The sequence below is a fragment of the Azoarcus sp. KH32C genome (genome assembly GCF_000349945.1).
Lineage (GTDB): Bacteria > Pseudomonadota > Gammaproteobacteria > Burkholderiales > Rhodocyclaceae > Aromatoleum.
Genome location: NC_020516.1, coordinates 3709334 through 3729584 on the forward strand (window position 1 = coordinate 3709334; position 20251 = coordinate 3729584).

Below are 20251 nucleotides of genomic sequence, written 5' to 3' on the forward strand. Positions count from 1 at the left end.
GGCGCCTGGCCGGCCGTCAGAACGTCGTGCAGTTGAAGAAGCCGCGGTGGCCGATGCAGCTCGTCGTGGTGGGCATGCGGCTGTAACGGTCGAAGTGATCGCGCGCGTTCAGCCGCATGATGCAATCGCGCCACGGATCTGAGTCGGACGCGTAGCCCAGCTTTTCGCACGCCGGGCCATACACCGCGATCATTTCATCGACTTCGCGCTCGATCTGCGCTGCACGTTGGGCGGGGGTGGTGCAGCCGACGAGAACGGCGACGCACGCAAGGGTAAGAGCTTTACGCATCACGGACTCCGTATCGAGAGACTTCTTTTCCCCTCTGTTCCGTACAGTTAGAGAAGCGTTGCGTCCGGTGGTTTCCGCCGCCGGATCGGGCCGGGCAAATGCCGGAACGCTACCTATAATTGCGGATAGAAATCATTACCGGGGAGCATTGCATGATCCACCGCGTGATGTTTGGCCTCGCCGCCCTGTGCATCGCATTCGCGGCCCATGCGCAGCCGGCCGTCTACCGCTTTTCGCCGGTCAACCAATGGGACATCAACAAGACGGTCGCGTACTGGAACCCGATCATCAACTATGTCTCGGAAAAGAGCGGCCTCCAGCTCGAACTCAAGATCGGCCGGACCTCGGCGGACACGACGGCATATGTTCTCGCGCAGGAGGTCGAGTTCGTCTTCAGCAACCACCTTTTCAGCCCGGAACGTCGCCGGCTCGGGTGGAAGGTGTTCGGCCGGCGCCAGCCCTCGGAGATCCGCGGCGCGATCGCGGTGCCGGCCGACTCCCCGATCACCAAGCTCGAAGAACTCCGGGACCAGGAGGTCGCGTTTGCCGGGCCGGAAGCCTTCATCGGCTACAAGGTGCCCTATCCCTACCTGTTGTCGAAGGGCATCGACGTCAAGGTCGTCTTCGGCGGGAACCAGAACGCCGCCTTTGCGCAGTTGTTCGCGGGCAAAGCCAAGGCCGTCGGCAGCAACTCCTTCCTGACTGACGCCTACACGGTGAAGGAGAACAAGAACTTTCGCGTGCTATGGACCTCCGAGCCCTATCACGACCTTGCCCTGATGGCGTCGTCCAAGGTCCCGGACAAGGACCTGAAGGCGATTGCCGATGCGTTCATCTCGATGCATCAGGATCCGCGCGGCCGCGAGATCCTGCACCGGGCGTCGATGGAGGTGGGGATTGCGGCCGATTCGTACTTCATCCCGGCCACCGAGGCCGATTTCGCGAACTATCGCCGCTTCTACGATTCGGCGCCGGCCTTGCTGCGCTGAACGGCAGTCGGGGCCTCGCGGGGGACTGCGATGTCGCTGATGAACCGCCTGCTCCCGAAATCGCTGGTCGCGCGCGTCTATGCGCTGACCTTGCTGACGCTGCTGCTGTTCGTGAGCCTGGGCGTCGGCGTCTTCTACCGCTACCAGTTCCGCGGCAATATCCAGGATGCACAGGACTCCGCCACGATGATCGTCGAGGTCGTCGCACAGGTGATCGGCGAAAGTGCCGCCATCGGCGACTACGACACGATCAAGCGCACGCTGGACAAGGCGATCCTGCGCTCGCCCTTCGAATCCGGAGCCTTCATCGATCTGCAGGGTGGAGTCATTCGTACACGAAAGTCCCAACCGCCTGACGTGCCTCCTCCACACTGGCTACGGCAGGAAGTGGCCGAGCAGTTGTACGAGGTAAACCGAAATATCGTCGTCGGCGGGGTGGATTTTGGTGTATTGCGCCTGACTTTTGCCGTCGACCAGATCGCGGGAGATCTATGGGAGCTGTTTCGCGCAGCGCTCGGGGTCGCGGCGGCGAGCGTGACCGGCGGCCTGCTGCTGATCTGGCTTCCGTTGAAGCGCTGGCTGGGCACGCTCGAACGCGTGCAGAGCTTCGAACGCGATCAAGCACAGGGGGTCGATTCGAGCGCTGAACTCATCGACGAAGTCCCGGCCGAGTTCCGTCACATGTTCGAAGTCCTGGCGAACACTTCAAACACGCTGCGCAAGGAACTGGCGACGCGCGAAAACGCAATGAATTCGCTGCGCTCGCTCCTCGAATCGATCCTGCCGGCAAATGCCGGCGCAAACGGCAATGTCCCCGACGACATCGAGGCGGTGTCGAACCTGATCCGGGATCTCGTCACCGAGCGGGAAGCGAGCCGCCGGGCGCTCGACAACCAGAAATTCGCCCTCGACCAGCACGCCATCGTCAGCATCACGGATCGAAGCGGCCTCATCACCTACGCCAACGACCGCTTCTGCGAGATCTCCGGCTATTCGCGCGAGGAATTGGTCGGGACGAATCACCGCCTGGTCAATTCCGGCTATCACCCGCCGGAATTTTTCGCCGACCTGTGGCGCACGATCCTGTCGGGCCGGGTATGGCACGGGGAAATCAAGAATCGGGCTAAGGGCGGATCGTCGTTCTGGGTGAACGCGACCATCGTTCCGCTCGCCGATGCGGACGGCAAGCTGTCCCAGTTCATCGCCATCCGGACCGACATCACCGAGCGCAAACGCGTCGAGCAGGAATTGCAGGATGCGAAGCTCGCGGCCGAAGCGGCGAATCAGGCGAAAAGCGACTTCCTCGCCAACATGAGCCACGAGATCCGCACACCAATGAACGGCATCATCGGCATGACCGAGCTGGTCCTCGATACCGCCCTCGACACCGGGCAGCGAGAGCATCTCGAGATCGTCCGCTCCTCGGCCGAGTCACTGCTCGTGATCCTCAACGATATCCTCGACTTCTCCAAGATCGAAGCCGGGAAACTTGTCGTCGAGCACATTTCCTTCAACCTTCCGCTGGCGATTTCCGAAACGCTCAAGTGCCTCGCCGTCCGAGCGGGCAAGAAGGGCCTGCAACTCCACTGCGAACTGTCCGAGGACCTACCCGCCTACGTTTCGGGGGACCCGGGCCGGCTGCGGCAGGTCCTGACCAATCTGTGCGACAACGCGATCAAGTTCACAGACACCGGATCGATCACGGTGCGCGCGACGACCGAAGCCGGCGACGATCGGCATTGCGTCATCCACGTCTCGGTGGCGGACACCGGCATCGGTATCGGGCACGACCAGCAGAAGAAGGTCTTCGCGGCCTTTGATCAAGCAGACACGTCGACGACCCGGAAATTCGGTGGCAGCGGCCTGGGCCTGACGATCTGCTCACGGCTGGTCGGCCTGATGGGCGGGAGGATCTGGCTTGAGAGCGAAATCGGACGCGGCAGCACCTTCCACTTCACCGTGGACATGCAGCGTGTCGCGGGCGAAGGCGCGGTTGGCGAAGCCCTGCCGCCGCTCTCGACCTGGCCGGACGTGCCGGCGCTCGTCGCAGACGGCGACCCTGCCCAGCGTCGCAGCCTCGCGCAGTGGCTGCGCGCGTGGAGCTTCACCGTGGATGAAGCGGCCGACGGCCACCAGGCGCTGGGGAAATGCCGCGCCGCGCCGCCCGGCGAATGTCCCTACCGCGTCATCCTGATCGACTCCGCCCTGCCCGCGCTGGATGGATTCGGCTTCGCCGAGGCGATGCGGAATGAAGGTCGGAGCGCCGACGTGCAGATGGTCATGCTGTCGGCCAGGGGAGAAAAAGGAGACGCCCGACGCTGCCGCGAGCTCGGCCTGGCGGCCTACCTGAGCAAGCCGACGACGCCGCTCGAACTCCGCGACACGCTGACGCGCGTGCTCGCCGCGCGGGAACCGGACGCAGTGGCCGGCACCGAACCGGATCTCGTCACCCGGCACACGCTGAAGGAACATCAGCGTCACCTGTCGATCCTGCTCGTCGAAGACCATCCGATCAACCAGAAGCTCGCCGCCGAGCTGTTCGAAATGTGGGGCCACCGGGTCACGCTGGCCGCGAACGGGCACGAGGCCGTCGACCTCTTCCCGACGATGCATTGGGACATCGTGTTCATGGACATGCAGATGCCGGTGATGGGCGGCGTCGAGGCGACGCGCCTCATCCGCGCCTCGGAGCCTCCGGGACGGCGAACGCCGATCATCGCGATGACGGCCAGCGCGATGAGCGAAGACCGCAAGCGCTGCCTCGAAGCCGGCATGGACGACCACATCGCCAAGCCGATCGACCGCCAGGCGGTCCATCGCCTGCTCGAACAGTACGGAGCGCGGGGAGGCGTCGCACTGGCGGCCGCCCCGCCGCCCGTGGTCAGCGTCTCCCCCGCAACGATCGAAGCGGCGCTCGACGGATTGGACCCGGAACTCGTCGGCGTGGTCGGGAAGGTGATTGCAGTGCATCTGCCGATGGACCTCGCCGGCGCGCGCGAGGCGTCGCGGCGGCGCAGCTGGCCGGAGCTGCGCCACGCGGCACACAACATGAAGAGCACCTTTGGGCTCCTGGGCATGACCGACCTTGCCAACATTGCCCAGTGGATCGAGTCCAATCCCGAGGGGACAGACAAGAGGACCCTGGACGAACTCCAGGTGACCGTGGACGTGATCGTGAACGCGCTGTCCAGAAAGCCCGGGCCTGCGGTCAGGCAGGACGGCATCAAAGCACATTAGCCACCCACGCGGATCGATCCGCACCGGAAGGCACATGGATATGACCGGACAAAGCGACGGGCCCGCGCAGCGGGCCAGCGTCGTCATCATCGATGACCATGCGGTCAACCTGACGCTGTTGCAGCATTTGCTCGCGCGAGGCGACCTGTGCGACCCGAAAGCGTTTTCGGATCCGGGCGAGGGGCTGGCCTACTGCCTGGACAATACGCCCGACTTGGTGGTCGTCGATTACATGATGCCGACGATCAGCGGCATCGACATCATCCATCGACTTCGCGCCCATGAAGCGACGAGCGAGGTACCGATCCTCATGGTCACTGCGAACCACGAACGCGCAGTGCGGCACGCGGCACTCGAAGCCGGCGCGACCGACTTCCTGATCAAGCCCATCGACGGCAAGGAACTCACGGTGCGCACGCGCAACATGCTGAAGCTGCGCAACGCGACCAAGCGTGAGGCGAACCGCGCGGAGTGGCTCGCCGGCGAGATCCGTAAAGCCACGGCGACCATCCTCGAGCGCGAACAGGAACTGGTGTGCCGCATGTCGCGTGCGGCCGAGTTCCGCGACCCCGAGACCGGCGGCCACATCCAGCGGATGGCGCACTACTCGCGCCTCATCGCGCGTATGCTCGGACTACCCGCGACCGACCAGGAAACGCTTTTCGTCGCCGCGCCGATGCACGACGTCGGCAAGATCGCAATCCCCGATGCCATCCTCCTGAAACCCGGCAGGCTGACCGAGGCCGAGTTCGAGATCATGAAGATGCATGCCCGCCATGGCTACGACCTGCTGTGCGACAGCAATGCGCCGGTCCTGCGCGTCGGCGCCGAGGTCGCGCACACGCACCACGAGAAGTACGACGGCACCGGCTACCCGCGCAAACTCGCGGGCGAGGACATTCCAATCTTCGGCCGCATCGTCGCCGTCGCAGACGTCTTTGATGCGCTGACCTCGGCCCGCCCCTACAAGCGGCCCTGGACCTTCGAAGCCTCTCGTGAGCTGCTCGAAAAAGGCCGCGGCTCGCATTTCGACCCGGCCTGCATCGACGCTTTCCTTTCGGCCTGGGACGAGGTGCAGGTCATCAGCCGGCAATTCCAGGACCCCGATGAGTTCGCGGATCCGATAGTCCCTTGAGCGCTTCCTGTGGCAAGTCGAACCAACGACACGCGGCCACCAGCGAGACGCCGAACGCCAGGTGCGCCGCGATCGTGACCCAGCCTCGGGCCACCGCGAACCAGGGAAACACTTCGGTAAAGCCGTACAGGTTGACGGCATAGATCGCCAGCCCGTACCCCGCCCCGGCAAGCATCGCCGGCACGCGGCCCAGTTCCTTCGCGACCGGGAGCGCGATTGCCGCGCAGATGAAGCTGATGCCGAAATGGATCAGCGTCGCGATCAGCAGCACGTCGCCGCGCCACACCGGCTCTCCGGCGAGCACCCCCTGCCCCATGATGATCGCCGCCGTCAGCCGGGCGTCGCGGAGCAGAGTCTCGAACACCGGGGTCGCACTCAGCAACCACAACAAGACTTGCACCCCCGTCGCCACCGTGCCCGCGAAAATCGCCGCCACCGCGGCCTGCACCGGCAGGCATTGGACCTGCCTCAGTTTTGCCAGCAATCGCTGTCCCACAGAAGACTCCCTCAAGAAGACGCCTGCGAACGCAGGCGGGCGTGCATGTAGCGGGCGAGGCCGAGACCGCCTTCGCGCATCAGCGCGTGGTGGTTCCAGCGAAAAATCGGCTTGGCGAACGGAGCGAGAAGATTCATCCACCGCCGCGTCGTGCGCACCTTCCACTCGTAGCGCACGACCGTCTGGCCGTTGTCGCGATCGAAGTGCCAGCAGCCGATCCCTTCCAGCTCGCCCTCGACACAGCCTTCGAGCAGCCGCTGGTGTTCGACGCGCGTCACGCGGCTGACGAAGGTCAGGCGATAGGGCAGCACGCTCTTCCACGTATAACGCTGGCTCGCGCCGACGCCGCTTTCGTCGCCCTCCGCCAGCCGCACGACGCATTCCGCGCCCTCCCACCAGTCCGGCCAGCATTCGGGGTGCGTGATCGCATCCCATACCGCTTCAAGCGGCGCATCCACGCGCCACAGCGTGACAAGGTGATAGTGATTGCTGTTGTTGTTGCGCATATCCCCTCTCCGGCTCACGGCGCGAAGAAGCGCTCGGGAAACGCGACGTCGAGTGCGGCGTCGCTCATGTCCACGGTCTCCATCAAGGCGTTGTTCACATCGAAACTCTGCACTTTCAGCGGGAACAGCGATTCCTGTGCGAACCAGACGCGGTAGCGATGCACGCCCAACACGCTGACTCCGGAACCGCCTTCGATCTCGACCACGCTCACCGCCCGGCCGGCCAGTTCGCCGTCGGCGGGCTCCGACAATCGGCCCTTTGCATGCAGTTCTTGAAGGTTCGCGAGCAGCGCGCCGACATCCGACTGGTCGACACGATGGCCGCGCGGGCTCAGAATCAGCCGGTTGTCCGGCGCGAGGTTGAGGGACGGCAGATGGTCCGGGCCGAAGGGCCACAAGTGCACGCGATGGGCCCCGGGGTCGTAGATCAACGCCGCGCCGTGGTGGGGCTCGATGAAATCCATCCGGATCCAGCCCGGCCGCCGCCATGCGTAGCGGATGACCTGCGGCTCGCCCTCGGCGGGGTGCGAGTGCAGCGTCACACGGTAGGTCTGGACAGTCTGGAAGCGCGTGGCAGCCTCGGCGAGCAGATCGGCCGCCATTGCGTCACCGACGAACAGCGCAAACGCAAGGACGAACCATGGCACGCGTCACTCCCGCACCTGCAGCACACCCGTCATCCCGCGTTCGCGATGGCTCTTGAACATCAGCAAGCGGTTCGAGCAGTAGAACTGATACTCGCCCGGCGGCAATTCGACGCGCACTGTCCTCGGAGCCTCGCTGAGATCCACCTCCGCCGCAGGCTTGCCGTTCGGCCCGTCGAGCACGAAGCGGTGCGGCACGATCCCCTGCTCCATGCGGACGCTGATTTCCAGCGGCTGCCCCGCTTTCGCGACGATCTTCGAAGGTTTGAAGAAGTAGCTGCCGCCGAGGATCCCGACACGCTGGACGCCGTCGGCGTCGACCGTCGCCTGCTGCGGCGGCGCATCGTCCGCGAACGCAGCGGAGCCAGACATAAACAAGATCGCAATCAGCGACCACGACGACAAGGCGCGGCACATCACGCGCACGCCGCCAGGGGCTTTGGAACCGCATCCCGAATCGGAGCTTGCATGAGTCATCGCTAGATTCTTGTCGAAACGATTGTTGCCGCGATGGCGACGCCGGCGTCGTGGGGAGAACGGCTTCGGCAGGCGGACCAAGCCACCTCTGCCAATTCCCTGCTGCAGCCCGCTGCTGCGGAAATGCGGTCAGCAACCCCGGTCCCACGCCACCGGCTGTAACGTTGACCGTGCACCCCAAAAAAATATCCCGGCCAGCACGTTTCAACGTATTCCGGATAAGCTTTCCGACCGACCGCAGCCCGCCGCTGCCCGTCCCACGAAAAAGAACCGAACACCGTGACAAACCCGACCGCAGACCGCCCCGTCCCCCGCTCCCCGCTCGACCTCTTCATCGCCTTTACCGTGCTTGCGCTGCAAGGCTTCGGCGGCGTGCTCGCGGTCGCCCAGCGCGAACTCGTCGACCGCCGCCGATGGATGACGCGCGAGGAATTCGTCGACGCCTACTCCGTCGCGCAATTGCTGCCGGGGCCCAACGTCGTCAACCTGTCGCTGATGCTCGGCGACCGTTTCTTCGGCTGGCGCGGCGCGCTTGCGGCCATCACCGGCATGCTGCTCGCGCCGATGCTCATCGTCATCGCGCTTGCCGCGAGCTACGAGCAACTGGCGGTCTATCCCGCCATCGCAGGCGCCCTGCGCGGGATGGGCGCGGTCGCCGCGGGCCTGATCCTCGCGATGGCGCTCAAGATGCTCGGCACGCTGCGCAAAAACGTGATGGGACGCTGGCTCTGCGCCGCGCTCGGGCTGACGACGCTGGTCGCGGTGATCGTCTTCCGCGTACCGCTGGCGTGGGTCGTGATCGGGCTCGGCGCCACCGGCTGGAGCCTCGCGCGCTGGTGCATCGCCCGCAAGGAAGGAGGCAAGGCATGACCCAGCTGCCGCTGCACGACTTCGTCGATCTCTTCCTGCACTTCCTGATGCTGTCGCTGCTGTCGATCGGCGGCGCGATGGCGACGGCACCGGAAATGCACCGCTTTCTCGTCGACGAACGGGGCTGGATGAGCGACGCTGATTTCACGACCGCGATCGCGCTGGCGCAGGCGGCGCCGGGGCCCAACGTGCTTTTCGTGCCGGTGCTCGGCTACCAGGCGGCCGGCGTGCTCGGTGCCGTCGCGGCGCTCGTCGGCATCCTGTTGCCCTCGACGCTGCTCTCGCTGGGCGTCAGCCGCTGGGGCGCGCAACGCCGCGATACGCCTGGCGTACGCGCCTTCACGGCCGGCCTCGCGCCCGTCACCGTCGGGCTGGTGTTCGCGACGGGCTGGCTGCTGGCGCTCCCCTTCATCGGCGAACCGTCCCACCGCATCGGCGCCCTCGTGCTGATCGCCGCAACGATCGCCGTCACGCTGAAGACGCGTCTCGCGCCGATGTGGATGATCGCGGTCGGCGCAGTGGTCGGAGCCCTGGGCTTCGTTTGATCCGCAATCACTTCTTCTGCGGCATCTGGATCGCCTTGTACTCGAGGTATTCCTCCAGTCCATAAACCCCGTTCTCGCGACCGAGGCCGGACTGGCGGTAGCCGCCGAAGGGCGCGCGCGGATTCCACGGGGCCCCGTTGACATCGACCTGCCCGGTACGCAGGCGCCGCGCGACCGCGAACGCATGCTCATCGCTGCCCGCCCACACGCCGCCGGCGAGCCCGTAGATCGTGTCGTTCGCGAGCGCGATTGCGTCCTCGTCGCCGTCGTGCGGCAGGATCACCAGCACCGGCCCGAAGATCTCCTCCTGCGCGACGGTGGCCTTGCGGTCCTCGACGACCAGCACCGTCGGCGCGACGAAGAAGCCCGGTCCCGGCGGCGCCGCATCCGGCCCGCCGGTGACGACTTCCGCCCCCTCCTCGATCGCGCGATGGATGTAACCGATCACCCGCGCCTGCTGCACCTCGGACACCAGCGGCCCGAGCTTGCTGTCCTCTGCGAAAGCGGGTCCCACCTTGAACGCCGAGGCCGCGTCGGCCGCAAGCTTCGCCGCCTCGCCGAGCTTCGCGCGCGGCACCAGCATGCGCGTGTGCGCCGAGCAGGTCTGGCCGGAGTTCAGCAGGCAACTCGACACCGTGCCCTTCACCGCCGTCGCGAGATCCGCATCGTCGAGCACGATGGAGGCCGACTTGCCGCCGAGTTCCAGTGCCACCTTCTTCACGGTCGCCGCGGCGAGTTCCGCCACGCGCCGTCCGGCCCGCGTCGAACCGGTGAAGGACACCATGTCCACCCGCCGGTCGGACGCCAGCACCTCGCCGACGACCGGCCCGTAGCCGCTCACAAGGTTGAACACCCCCGCCGGCAGACCCGCCGCCTCGATGATCTCCGCGAGAATGAAGGCGTTGATCGGCGCCACTTCCGAGGGTTTCAGCACTACCGTGCAACCCGCCGCGAGCGCCGGCGCAACCTTCAGCGTGACCTGGTTGAGCGGGAAGTTCCACGGCGTGATCGCCCCGACCACGCCCACCGGCTCGCGCACGACGACCGAGTGGCCGACCTGCTCCTCCCACTGGAACTCGCGGGCAAGCTTTGCGTAATGCTTCCAACTATTCACGGGCCCAGCAACCTGAAAGCGCCCCGCCAGCTTCAGCGGCATCCCGACCTCGTGTGCAATCGCCTCGGCCAGCTCCTCGCGCCGCGCCTCGACGCCGGCCGCGATCCGTTCGATGTAATTCGCCCGCTCCGCGGGAGCGGTGCGCGACCAGCCGTCGAAGGCAGTATGCGCGGCCGCGACCGCAGCCTCCGCATCCGCGGCGACGCCTTCCGGAATCTGTGCATAGACCGAGGCGTCGCTCGGATCGATCACGTCGATCAGGCCGGTCCCGGCCGGGGCGACCCAACGGCCGCCGATAAAGAGTTTGTCACGTACGATCGTCATGGCTTTATTCCCTCGTCACTCGCCAACAAGCAGAAGAGCATTCTAGCCACCACTCGCCGGCAAGCGCGCGCTCAAGCCGTAACCGCGTGCGCAGCGGGAACGGCGCGTAAGCCGTCAGGCAGTCGGGCTGCGCATCGACTATTCTATGCAGGCGAGGCCGCACGGCTGAGCGGGGATTTGCGGGGGGTGCATCGTGGCAAACAAATACTTTTGCCTTGTCCTTACGTCGGACGGGCTGGACGAGCTGGTGCCGATCCTGAAGGACTACCTGCAGGAAGGCCCGATCGGTAGGTATCTCTACTGCAGGGAAGCGGAGCCGGATCGCAGCTATTTTCGTGTGGTTGCGGAATTTTCCAAGGACGACGGCTCTACGATGGAATCGGAGGCCTTCATTCCGCACCGCTTCATCAAGATCGTGATCTCGAGCCCGGATCGCAAGCACATCGGTTTTCTCTGACGGAACGTCATCGCGCCGTGCGTCTTTACGGAGGTGCACATGAGCAAGACGATCATCCTCATCAAGGACGCCCCCGCTCCTGTGGGCCCGTATTCTCAAGGCGTCGTCATGGACGGCTGGGTCTGGACATCCGGGCAGGTGGGCCTGGATCCGGCGACCGGGGCGATGGCCGGATCGGACGTCGCCATCCAGGCCAATCAGGCGCTGCGCAATATCGAAGCCATTCTCCGACAGGGCGGCTCCAGTCTCGCCCAAGTCGTTCGCGTGACCGTCTACCTGACCAACATGGATGACTTTTCGGCGGTCAATGCGGTGTATGCGAACTACTTCCCGAACAACTTTCCGGCACGCTCGTGCGTGGAGGTATCGCGCCTGCCACTCGGTGCGCTGATCGAAATCGACGCCATGGCCAGATCAACCCGCCTGCCCTCTTACTAAGCGACGACATGAAAACCCAGTACTACACGGCCGCAAGCCTCGACGGCTTCATCGCGACACCGGACGACTCGCTCGACTGGCTGTTTCCCTTGGCCGACATCAACGAGACGAGCTACCCGGAATTCATCAAGGAGGTCGGGGCCCTGGCGATGGGCTCCGCGACTTACGAATGGCTGCTGCGTCATGTGGTGAAGCCGGAATCGGCGACCAAGACCTGGCCGTACGAACAGCCGGCATGGGTCTTCTCCGGCCGCGAGCTGCCCGGCGTACCGGGGGCCGACATCCGCTTCGTGAAGGGCGATGTCCGCCCGATCCACGAAGAGATGCAGGCGGCGGCGAACGGGAAGAACGTCTGGCTGGTCGGCGGCGGCGACTTCGTCGGACAGTTTCATGATGCAGGACTGCTCGACGAGTTGATCGTGCAGATCGGCTCGGTCACGCTAGGTTCCGGCAAGCAGTTGCTCCCGCGCAAGATCACCTCGCCGCCGCTCAAGCTCGTCGGCGTCCGCCAATATGGCTCTGGGATGGTGGAGCTTAGGTACGAGGTTCCGAAGCGCGCATGAGCCATCAGGGCCGGTACGGGTGATGCTCGCGCCAGTGACGCGCGATATCGACACGCCGGCACACCCACACGCGGTCGTGCTTCTCGATGTGGTCGAGGAAGCGCTGCAGCGCGCGGAAACGCCCCGGGCGTCCGAGCAGGCGGCAGTGCATGCCGACGGACATCATCGCCGGACGCTCGTCGCCTTCGGCGTACATCACGTCGAAGGCGTCGCGCAGGTATTCGAAGAACTCGTCGCCGTGCGAGAAACCCTGTGGCAGCGCGAAGCGCATGTCGTTGGTGTCGAGGGTATAGGGGACGATCAGCTGCGGCACGGTCTCGCCGTCGGTCTTCTGCACCTCCATCCAGAACGGCAGGTCGTCGCCGTAGTAGTCCGAGTCGTAGAGGAAACCGCCGTAGTCGGCGACGAGGCGCCGCGTGTTGGGGGAGTCGCGGCCCGTGTACCAGCCCAGGGCGCGCTGCCCGGTCAGACGTTCGATGATCTCCATGCCGATGCGCAGATGCTCGCGCTCGGTGGCCTCGTCGACGTTCTGGTAGTGGATCCAGCGCCAGCCGTGGCCAGCGATCTCGTGGCCGAGTTCGCGGAAGGCCGCGGTGACTTCGGGGTGGCGTTCGAGCGCCATTGACACGCCGAAGACTGTCAGCGGCAGGCCACGGCGCTCGAATTCGCGCAGAAAACGCCAGACGCCGACGCGCGATCCGTATTCGTAGACGCCTTCCATCGACAGGTGGCGGTCCGGAATCGCGGGCGGATTGAAGAGTTCGGACAGGAACTGTTCGCTCGCCGGGTCGCCATGCAGCACGCAGTTCTCGCCGCCTTCCTCGTAGTTCAGCACGAACTGGACGGCGACGCGGGCACGGCCGGGCCAGTTGGCGTACGGAGGGTTGCGGCCGTAGCCGACGAGGTCTCGGGGGTAGTCTTTCGTGATTGGCATGTGTTTCTCCTGCATGTGGGGTTGGATTCAGCTTCGCCGTGCGGCACGCATGAAGGCGAGGTAGATCGACGCGCCGGCAACGGCGCCGATCACCCAACCGAAGTTGTTTTCGGGCAGCAGATGGAAGAACTGGGTCGCGAGCTCCCAGCCGATCGAGATCGCGCCGGACAGGGCAAGCGCGGCGAGGCCGACCTTGTTCCAGCCGCCGTCGTAGTGGTAGCGCCCGTCCGGCGACATCGTGTACAGCTCGGCCGGTTTCACGACCTGTTTCTTGACGAGATAGAAGTCGCCCATCATCACGCCGTAGAGCGGCGCGAGGATGGCGCCGAAGACGCTGACGAAGACGGTGATCGCCTTCGGGCTGTCGACGAAGATCCACGGGCAGACGAGCACCGCGAGGATCGACGCGATCAGGCCGCCGCGCTTGAAATCGACGTGCTTCGGAAAGAGGTTTGCGATGTCGTAGGCGGGCGAGACGAAGTTCGCGACGATGTTGATGCCCATCGTCGCGATGACGAAGGTGAGGCTACCGAGCACGACGGCAAACTTGTTGTCGATGCGCGCGACGATCTCGACGGGGTCCATGATCATCGCCCCGAAAACGGTCGTGCTGCCGGCGGTGACGATCACGGTGATGATCGAGAAGACGATGAAATTGACCGGCAGGCCGAGGAAGTTGCCGATCCTCATCTGGCGCTCGCTCTTGCCGAAGCGCGAGAAGTCGCCAAAGTTGAGCAGCAGCGCGGCGAAGTAGCTGACGACGAGCAGGATCGCGCTGCCCATCGCGCCGACCGATTCGGCGCCCGTCAGCACCTTGTCGCCGAGCGTGAGGTCCAGTGCGCCGAGGCCCGCCTTCGACAGGATCCACGCCATCAGAGCGAACATCACGACATAGACGGCGGGACCGCAGAAATCGATGAACTTGCGGATCGCCTCCATGCCACGCTGGAAGATCACGAGCTGGAAGAACCACATGAACAGGAAACAGCCCCAGCCGAGAAAGTCGAGCCGCAGGAAGCTCGTCTCGCGCAGCACCACGGCCGCGGGGACGAAGAGCAGCACCAGCGTCGCAACGGCCTTCGACGCGAAATAGGTCTGGACGCCGTACCAGACGATCCCGACGATGCCGCGGATCGTCGCGGCGAGGTTCGCGCCCATCACGCCCATGCTGACGCGCGCCATCACCGGGAAGGGAATGCCATGCACGAGGCTGGGCTTGCCGACCCAGTTCATCAGGATATTGACGAGGACGATGCCGATCGTCAGCGCGGCGAGCACCTGCCAGCCGGAGAGGCCGAGCAGGAAGAGGCTCGCGGCAAAGGTGTAGCCGCCGACGCTATGCACGTCGGACATCCACATCGCAAAGATGCTGTAGCCGTTCCACGTGCGCTTGTCTTGCGGCACGGGGGCGAGGTCGTGGTTGTAGAGGCGCGGGTCGACGCCCCCGATGCCGACGGGCGCGCTCGTGGCGGCGTCGCTGCCGTAGCCGGTACTCGTTGTCGTGCTCATCGGATCCTCCTCGCCACACCCGTGGAACGTCGCGTACGCCCCAAGGGCGCACGCGTCTACCGTCTTAGTAGTAGTGGATCATCCCCAGCGCAAAGCCCTTAAGGTCCGCGCCTGCGGCGACGTTGCCGACTGCGGCGTCGAAGTCGTTGCTCGCGGCGGCGCCGTTCGTCAGATGCGCGTACTGCGCATACAGCTCGGTGCGCTTCGAAGCGTGATAGGCATAGCCGAACGCCCAGTGACTGCTGCGCGTGTCGCTGCTGCTGAGAGGGCCGTTCTTCACGCCGGAATCGCGCGCGTAGTTGGCGCGCAGTTCATGAGCGCCGAATGGCCAGGAGGCGGTGAGCGCCCAGTCGCTGATCTTCAGCTCACGCCCGGTGTAGTCCGCCTTGTGGTCTTCGTAGATCGCGCCGAGCTTCGGCCCGCCCGCGATCGCGTAGGTCGCCGCAAGGCCCAGCGATTGGCCGCTGCCGCGCAGCGCGCCCTTTTGGTAGCGGTAGCCGAGCGCCGTGTGCAGGCCGCCGACGTCGTAGGTGCCGGCGAGCGAATACTCGTCGGTCGCGCGCGTCGTCGGGGTCTCGTTCTCGCCCGCGCTGTACTGCGCCCGCAGGCGCAGGCCGTTAATGACCGGTGACCAGTAGTTGATGCTGTTCGTCGCCTGGAATCCGCTCGGCGGTGCACCGAGCTTGAGCGGCGCGACATAGACGACGGCGTCGATCGAGCCGAGCGTGAGGATGTCCCACGGGTCGGCACTTAGGCTCGAGATGTAGAACGGACGATGACGTTTGCCGAGCATGACGTCGCCCCAGCCGCCGCCGAGGCCGACGTAGGTCTCGGCGCCACCCGTACCGAAAAGCCCGCCCTCGCCATTGACCGGCGTATTGCCTTCGACCCAGAAGAACGCGCGGTTGCCGCCGCCCAGATCTTCCGTGCCGCTGAAGCGGATGCGGCTCGCGACGTCGGTGACCCGCGTCTCGCGGTCGATGTCCGCCGACGAACCGGCGGTCGCGCCGCGTGCGGACACGCTGTCGATCTGGGCCGCGATCCGCCCGGAGATTGTCACGCCCTGGGCTTGGGCCGCGCCCGCCAGCGCGAGGCCCCCTATGCCGATCGCTGCGGCGATCTTCTTGTAATGTGCTGCCATGCTGTCTCCTCGATATTTGTGTGTTTTAGGTGCTGCATTGGCGCGCTCCGCATGAAAACGGAGGCGCAGCGGTGCCCGCCGGCAGCCGCGGACGGCTGACGGGGAGTCACTCGGGAGCCGGACGCCTCTGCCGGGCGTCTCAGCAGAACTTGATCAGGAAGCCGGGCGGCTGCTCAGGTATTCGAACTGCCCGGTGAAGCGCTTCGGCGGCGGGAAGGCGAGGTCGCCATGCTTGCTGGTGCCGAGCTTGAGGCTCGCGAGGGTTTCGGCGAGCTTCACGGCGGCGGTCACGCCTTCGACAATCGGCAGGCCAACCGCGTCGCGGATCTCATCCGCGAGGTCCGCCATGCCGCCGCAGCCGAGCACGATCGCGCCGATGTTGTCCTCGGCCTTCGCGCGGCGGCATTCTTCGACGATGCGGTCGAGCGCGCAGGCGCCGTCGTCCTCAAGGTCCAGCACGGGGATTTCGGCGGCGCGCACGCGGCGGCAGTGGTGCGCAAAACCGTAGGACTGCAGCAGATGCTCGGCGATGATGCCGGTGCGCGAGAGCGTCGTGACGATCGAGAAACGCGTCGCAATCATCGTCGCCAGGTGAAAGGCGGCTTCGGCAATCCCGATCACCGGGGCACGGGTGAGCTCGCGCGCGGCGAGCAGGCCCGGATCGCCGAAGCACGCGATCACGTACGCGTCCGTCCCCTCCTTTTCGCCCTTGCACACTTCGTCCGCGACGCCGACAGCGCTGATCGCCTCGTCGAAGTGGCTCTCGATCGACACCGGTCCGCTATCCGGGTTGGTCGCGACGATGCGCGTGCCGGGCGCGGCGACGCGCTGCGCCGAGGCGCCGATCTTCTCGGTCATGCTGCGGGTGGTGTTGGGATTGATGACGCGTATCAGCATTGCTGTCTCCTCGTTGTATACAGAGGGGTCGCTTCCTAACGCAGCTTCGTGCGGCGTTGGGCGACCTCCTCGAGAATCTTCTTCAGGTCCGGTGCGGCGGGTTCTTCCTCGACCAGCACGACGCTGCGCTCGACGTCGCGCAGGTGGCGGTCCATCCAGCGCGTTGCGGCTTCGACGTCGCCCGCGGCGAGGATCTCGATCACGTCGTCGTGCTCGGAATGGCGGCAGCTCGCCGTCTGCAGCGAGCCGTAGGTCGCAATCACAAGCGACGAGCGCGACACGAGCTGGGTCAGGAAATCGGTGAGCGTCTCGTTGCCCGAAATGCGGATCAGCGCGACGTGGAAGGCGCCCGACAGGTAGATCGACTCGCGCCAATCGCCGCGTTCCTGCGCAGCATGCTCGCGGCGCACCAGCTCACGCAGTTCCTCCAGCGCGGCGGGCGTCGCCTTCGCGACGACCTGCGGGATCGCGCCACATTCGATGATCCGGCGCGCGGAAAAGATGTCACGCGCATCGCTCACCGAAGGCTGGGCGACCGATGCGCCGCGATTCAGCCGCACATCGACGAGGCGCTCGTGCGCGAGCCGCTGCAGCACCTTGCGGATGCTGGTGCGGCTGACGCCATAGGTTTCGGCCAGCGTGTCCTCGGGCAACTTGGTGCCGGGCGCGAGGTGGTTCTCGACGATCGCGACGAACAGGTTGCGATAGATCGCTTCGTCACGCCCGTTGCCGCCCATGCCGTCATCGGCGCGGCCCGTTTCGAGTTCGGTGGAAGCACGTTTTCCCATCTCAGTCTCCATGCGGGCACGACCACGGCCGGCCCGTCGTTGAAATCAGTCTAGAACCACTTTGGACACAATTCAATATTTTTTTGTGTACGTTTTAAAAACTTTATCGCCAATTTTGTATCCATCCCTTCCCTCAATGAAATCGCGGACTCCGAACAAAAAGTCGAAGCGAAGCCATAAAATATTCTTGACTTCGTCGATTGGATACACTTTTATATCGTTACGGATACAGTTTATGGGTGCATAAAAAATTATACGCCCGCATCCATGGACCGTAGGACCGCTCGATCCAACACAAAAGGCAGCTACCGCGGCTCGACCGCGGAGACGAGGAGACAAGCATGGCAGAGCACCTTCCGGCGGGTTACAGCGACCGCCTGTACAACGAGGACCTCGGTCCGCTGAAGGACAAGGACTGGAACTGGTACAACATCTTCGCGTTCTGGATGTCCGATGTTCACAGCGTCGGTGGATACGTTTTCGCCGGCAGTTTGTTCGCACTCGGCCTGAGCAGTTGGCAGGTCCTGGTATCGCTGATCATCGGCATCTGCCTGGTGAATCTCTTCTGCAACTGGGTCGCGCGCCCCAGCCAGCAGGCCGGCATCCCCTACCCGGTCGCCTGCCGCCTGGCCTTCGGCGTCTGGGGGGCGAACGTACCGGCGATCATCCGCGGCCTGATCGCGGTCGCGTGGTACGGCATCCAGACCTTCCTCGCCTCGTCGGCGCTGACGATCGTGCTGCTGCGCTTCTTCCCCGGACTTGAAAGCCTCACGCACCACAGCTTCGCCGGCCTGTCCTACCTCGGCTGGCTCGGCTTCATGACGATGTGGGTGCTACAGGCGATCGTGTTCTGGCATGGCATGGAAGCGATCAAGCGCTTCATCGACTGGGCCGGTCCCGCGGTCTACCTCGTGATGTTCCTGCTCGCCGGATGGATCGTGTGGAAGGCGGGCGTCGACAACATCAGCCTCAACCTCGGCGAAGTGAAGTACGAAGGCCTGGGCGTCATCGGCCCGATGATCACCGCGATCGCGCTGGTCGTGTCCTACTTCTCCGGCCCGATGCTGAACTTCGGCGACTTCTCGCGCTACGGCAAGCACTTTGATGAGGTGAAGCGCGGCAACTTCTGGGGCCTGCCGGTCAATTTCCTGGCCTTCTCGATCGTCACCGTCGTCATCACCTCCGGCACGATCCCCGTGTTCGGCCACATGATCACCGACCCGATCGAGACCGTCAGCAAGATCGACAACACGCTGGCCGCGGTACTCGGCGCCTTCACCTTCGTGACCGCCACGATCGGCATCAACATCGTCGCCAACTTCGTGTCACCGGCCTTCGACTTCTCCAACGTCGCACCGAAGCACATCAGCTTCCGCACCGGCGGCTTCATTGCCGCGGTCGGCTCGATCTTCATCACGCCGTGGAACCTGTTCAACTCGCCGGAAGTGATCCACTACACGCTCGACATGCTCGCCGCCTTCATCGGCCCGCTGTTCGGCATCCTGCTGGTCGACTTCTACTTCGTGCGCAACAAGAAAATCGTCGTCGACGACCTCTACAGCGACAAGCCGGGCGGCGCGTACTGGTATGACAACGGCGTGAACAAGCGCGCGATCTGGGCGCTCGCCCCGGCGGTGATCGCCGGCGTCGTGATCACCCTGTCGGGCGTGAAGGTGCTCGCCGACTTCAACTGGTTCATCGGCTGCGCACTCGGCGCGCTGTTCTACCACTTCGCGATGAAGGGCCAGACGGTGTCCGAAGGTGAGCTGGCCCCGACCCTCGCCGCCCAGTCGGCGCACTGATCCACCGGGCGGGAGCTGCTCCCGCCCTTTCCCTTCCCTCCCACGAACACGAGAGTCCCCGATGAGTCACAACACCGGCAGCATCCGCATCGCTGAACCCGCCGTCCTGCCCGAGTGGGCCACACGCTCGGTCGATCTCGCCAACCCGAGGATCGGCGCGAAAGCGCTCTACGCCTCGGACGACTTCTTCGCCGAAGTCTCGCGCATGTTGAACCCCGAGCCCGCCCAGTTCATCCCCGGCAAGTACGACGACAACGGCAAGTGGATGGACGGCTGGGAGACCCGCCGCAAGCGCACCACCGGCCACGACTGGTGCTTCGTCAAACTCGGCCGCAAGGGCACGATCCGTGGGTTCGACGTCGACACCAGCCACTTCACCGGCAACTACGCCCCGGCCGTGTCGATCGAGGCGACCGTGTCGGACAGTGACGACACCGCCGCGCTGAAGGACGCGAAGTGGGTCGAGATCCTGCCCTCGACCTCGCTCTCCGGGAACAGCCACCATCTCTTGCGCGCGAACTCCGACGAAGCCTTCACCCATCTGCGCGTAAACATCTACCCGGACGGCGGCATCGCGCGACTGCGGGTCTACGGCCAACCGGTCGGCGTCTTCGAGAACGTCGGCGACGCGCTCGTCGATCTCGTCGCGCTCGAAAACGGCGGCCGCCCCGTCGCATGGAACGACGCCCACTTCGGCACCGCGTCGAACCTGATCCTGCCGGGCCGCGGCATCAACATGGGCGACGGCTGGGAAACCCGCCGCCGCCGCGAACCGGGCAGCGACTGGTGCATCCTGCAACTGGGTGCGGCCGGCACGATCGAGAAGATCGACGTCGACACCGCCCACTTCAAAGGCAACTACCCCGACCGCTGCTCGATCCAGGCCGCCTTCGTCGAGGGCGGCACCGACCAGTCGGTCATCACCCAGAGCATGTTCTGGCCCGTGCTGCTGCCCGAGCAGAAGCTCTCGATGGACGCGATCCACAGCTTCACCGAACAGATCGCCAAGCTCGGCCCCGTCACCCACGTGCGCCTCAACATCATCCCGGACGGCGGCGTCTCACGCCTGCGCCTGTGGGGCAGGGTGGAAAAATGA

General features: G+C 65.1%; 21 protein-coding genes. 10 read left to right on the forward strand and 11 right to left on the reverse strand.

Annotation, left to right across the window (positions count from 1 at the left end):
• Nucleotides 1-16 precede the first annotated feature (16 nt).
• The gene (locus tag AZKH_RS16450; RefSeq protein ID WP_015436917.1) at nt 17-289 is read right to left on the reverse strand and encodes a hypothetical protein; all 273 of its coding nucleotides are present in this window, start codon (nt 287-289) and stop codon (nt 17-19) included.
• A 152-nt stretch (nt 290-441) separates the two neighbouring features.
• On the opposite strand from AZKH_RS16450, the gene AZKH_RS16455 reads away from it, so the two are divergent.
• From AZKH_RS16455 to AZKH_RS16465, 3 genes are read left to right on the forward strand one after another with little or no spacing between them, the layout of a single operon-like run.
• On the forward strand, nt 442-1278 hold the full coding sequence (locus AZKH_RS16455) for a phosphate/phosphite/phosphonate ABC transporter substrate-binding protein (protein WP_015436918.1): 837 nt from the start codon (nt 442-444) through the stop codon (nt 1276-1278).
• Nucleotides 1279-1308: 30 nt separating this feature from the next.
• Entirely contained in the window at nt 1309-4515 is a 3207-nt protein-coding gene (locus AZKH_RS16460) for a response regulator (RefSeq protein ID WP_015436919.1), read from the forward strand.
• A 34-nt stretch (nt 4516-4549) separates the two neighbouring features.
• The gene (locus AZKH_RS16465) at nt 4550-5650 is read left to right on the forward strand and encodes an HD domain-containing phosphohydrolase (RefSeq protein ID WP_015436920.1); all 1101 of its coding nucleotides are present in this window, start codon (nt 4550-4552) and stop codon (nt 5648-5650) included.
• On the opposite strand, the gene AZKH_RS16470 is transcribed toward AZKH_RS16465, so the two are convergent.
• Genes AZKH_RS16470 through AZKH_RS16485 form a run of 4 tightly spaced genes read right to left on the reverse strand, consistent with a single transcriptional unit; the run spans nt 5598 to nt 7668 of the window.
• A complete protein-coding gene (locus tag AZKH_RS16470) occupies nt 5598-6134 on the reverse strand; it encodes a hypothetical protein (protein ID WP_197538730.1) in 537 nt (178 codons plus the stop codon). The two genes, AZKH_RS16465 and AZKH_RS16470, sit on opposite strands and share 53 nt — an antisense overlap.
• Nucleotides 6135-6157: 23 nt before the next feature.
• The gene (locus AZKH_RS16475; protein ID WP_015436922.1) at nt 6158-6652 is read right to left on the reverse strand and encodes an SRPBCC family protein; all 495 of its coding nucleotides are present in this window, start codon (nt 6650-6652) and stop codon (nt 6158-6160) included.
• Nucleotides 6653-6666: 14 nt separating this feature from the next.
• The gene (locus AZKH_RS16480; protein ID WP_015436923.1) at nt 6667-7299 is read right to left on the reverse strand and encodes a hypothetical protein; all 633 of its coding nucleotides are present in this window, start codon (nt 7297-7299) and stop codon (nt 6667-6669) included.
• 3 nt (nt 7300-7302) lie between these two features.
• Nucleotides 7303-7668 (reverse strand): quinol oxidase, encoded by a 366-nt coding sequence (locus AZKH_RS16485; protein WP_197538731.1) that lies wholly within the window; start codon nt 7666-7668, stop codon nt 7303-7305.
• A gap of 384 nt (nt 7669-8052) precedes the next feature.
• Between AZKH_RS16485 and AZKH_RS16490 the strand changes: the two genes are divergently transcribed.
• Nucleotides 8053-8643 (forward strand): chromate transporter, encoded by a 591-nt coding sequence (locus tag AZKH_RS16490; protein ID WP_015436925.1) that lies wholly within the window; start codon nt 8053-8055, stop codon nt 8641-8643.
• Nucleotides 8640-9188 (forward strand): chromate transporter, encoded by a 549-nt coding sequence (locus AZKH_RS16495; RefSeq protein ID WP_015436926.1) that lies wholly within the window; start codon nt 8640-8642, stop codon nt 9186-9188. The genes AZKH_RS16490 and AZKH_RS16495 overlap by 4 nt, the downstream gene beginning before the upstream one ends.
• Nucleotides 9189-9195: 7 nt before the next feature.
• Here AZKH_RS16495 and AZKH_RS16500 read toward each other — a convergent pair whose 3' ends face one another.
• Nucleotides 9196-10626, reverse strand: coding sequence for an aldehyde dehydrogenase family protein (locus tag AZKH_RS16500; protein ID WP_015436927.1), 1431 nt, complete (start codon nt 10624-10626; stop codon nt 9196-9198).
• Between the two features lie 193 nt (nt 10627-10819).
• Between AZKH_RS16500 and AZKH_RS16505 the strand changes: the two genes are divergently transcribed.
• From AZKH_RS16505 to AZKH_RS16515, 3 genes are read left to right on the forward strand one after another with little or no spacing between them, the layout of a single operon-like run.
• Complete coding sequence (locus AZKH_RS16505) at nt 10820-11083, forward strand: hypothetical protein (RefSeq protein ID WP_015436928.1); 264 nt, start codon at nt 10820-10822, stop codon at nt 11081-11083.
• Between the two features lie 39 nt (nt 11084-11122).
• The gene (locus AZKH_RS16510) at nt 11123-11521 is read left to right on the forward strand and encodes a RidA family protein (RefSeq protein WP_015436929.1); all 399 of its coding nucleotides are present in this window, start codon (nt 11123-11125) and stop codon (nt 11519-11521) included.
• 8 nt (nt 11522-11529) lie between these two features.
• Nucleotides 11530-12084: a dihydrofolate reductase family protein gene (locus AZKH_RS16515; protein WP_015436930.1), complete on the forward strand. Its 555-nt coding sequence runs from the start codon at nt 11530-11532 to the stop codon at nt 12082-12084.
• Between the two features lie 4 nt (nt 12085-12088).
• Here AZKH_RS16515 and puuE read toward each other — a convergent pair whose 3' ends face one another.
• From puuE to AZKH_RS16540, 5 genes are all read right to left on the reverse strand, one after another.
• Nucleotides 12089-13018, reverse strand: coding sequence for an allantoinase PuuE (puuE, locus tag AZKH_RS16520; RefSeq protein ID WP_041656301.1), 930 nt, complete (start codon nt 13016-13018; stop codon nt 12089-12091).
• 27 nt (nt 13019-13045) lie between these two features.
• Nucleotides 13046-14527, reverse strand: coding sequence for an NCS1 family nucleobase:cation symporter-1 (locus AZKH_RS16525; RefSeq protein WP_015436932.1), 1482 nt, complete (start codon nt 14525-14527; stop codon nt 13046-13048).
• 64 nt (nt 14528-14591) lie between these two features.
• On the reverse strand, nt 14592-15668 hold the full coding sequence (locus tag AZKH_RS16530) for a porin (RefSeq protein ID WP_015436933.1): 1077 nt from the start codon (nt 15666-15668) through the stop codon (nt 14592-14594).
• A 153-nt stretch (nt 15669-15821) separates the two neighbouring features.
• Nucleotides 15822-16565 (reverse strand): aspartate/glutamate racemase family protein, encoded by a 744-nt coding sequence (locus AZKH_RS16535; protein WP_015436934.1) that lies wholly within the window; start codon nt 16563-16565, stop codon nt 15822-15824.
• 35 nt (nt 16566-16600) lie between these two features.
• On the reverse strand, nt 16601-17353 hold the full coding sequence (locus AZKH_RS16540) for a GntR family transcriptional regulator (protein ID WP_051071690.1): 753 nt from the start codon (nt 17351-17353) through the stop codon (nt 16601-16603).
• Between the two features lie 341 nt (nt 17354-17694).
• Between AZKH_RS16540 and AZKH_RS16545 the strand changes: the two genes are divergently transcribed.
• Nucleotides 17695-19155, forward strand: a complete 1461-nt coding sequence (locus AZKH_RS16545; protein WP_015436936.1) for an NCS1 family nucleobase:cation symporter-1 — start codon at nt 17695-17697, stop codon at nt 19153-19155.
• Nucleotides 19156-19216: 61 nt separating this feature from the next.
• Nucleotides 19217-20251, forward strand: a complete 1035-nt coding sequence (gene alc, locus AZKH_RS16550) for an allantoicase (protein ID WP_015436937.1) — start codon at nt 19217-19219, stop codon at nt 20249-20251.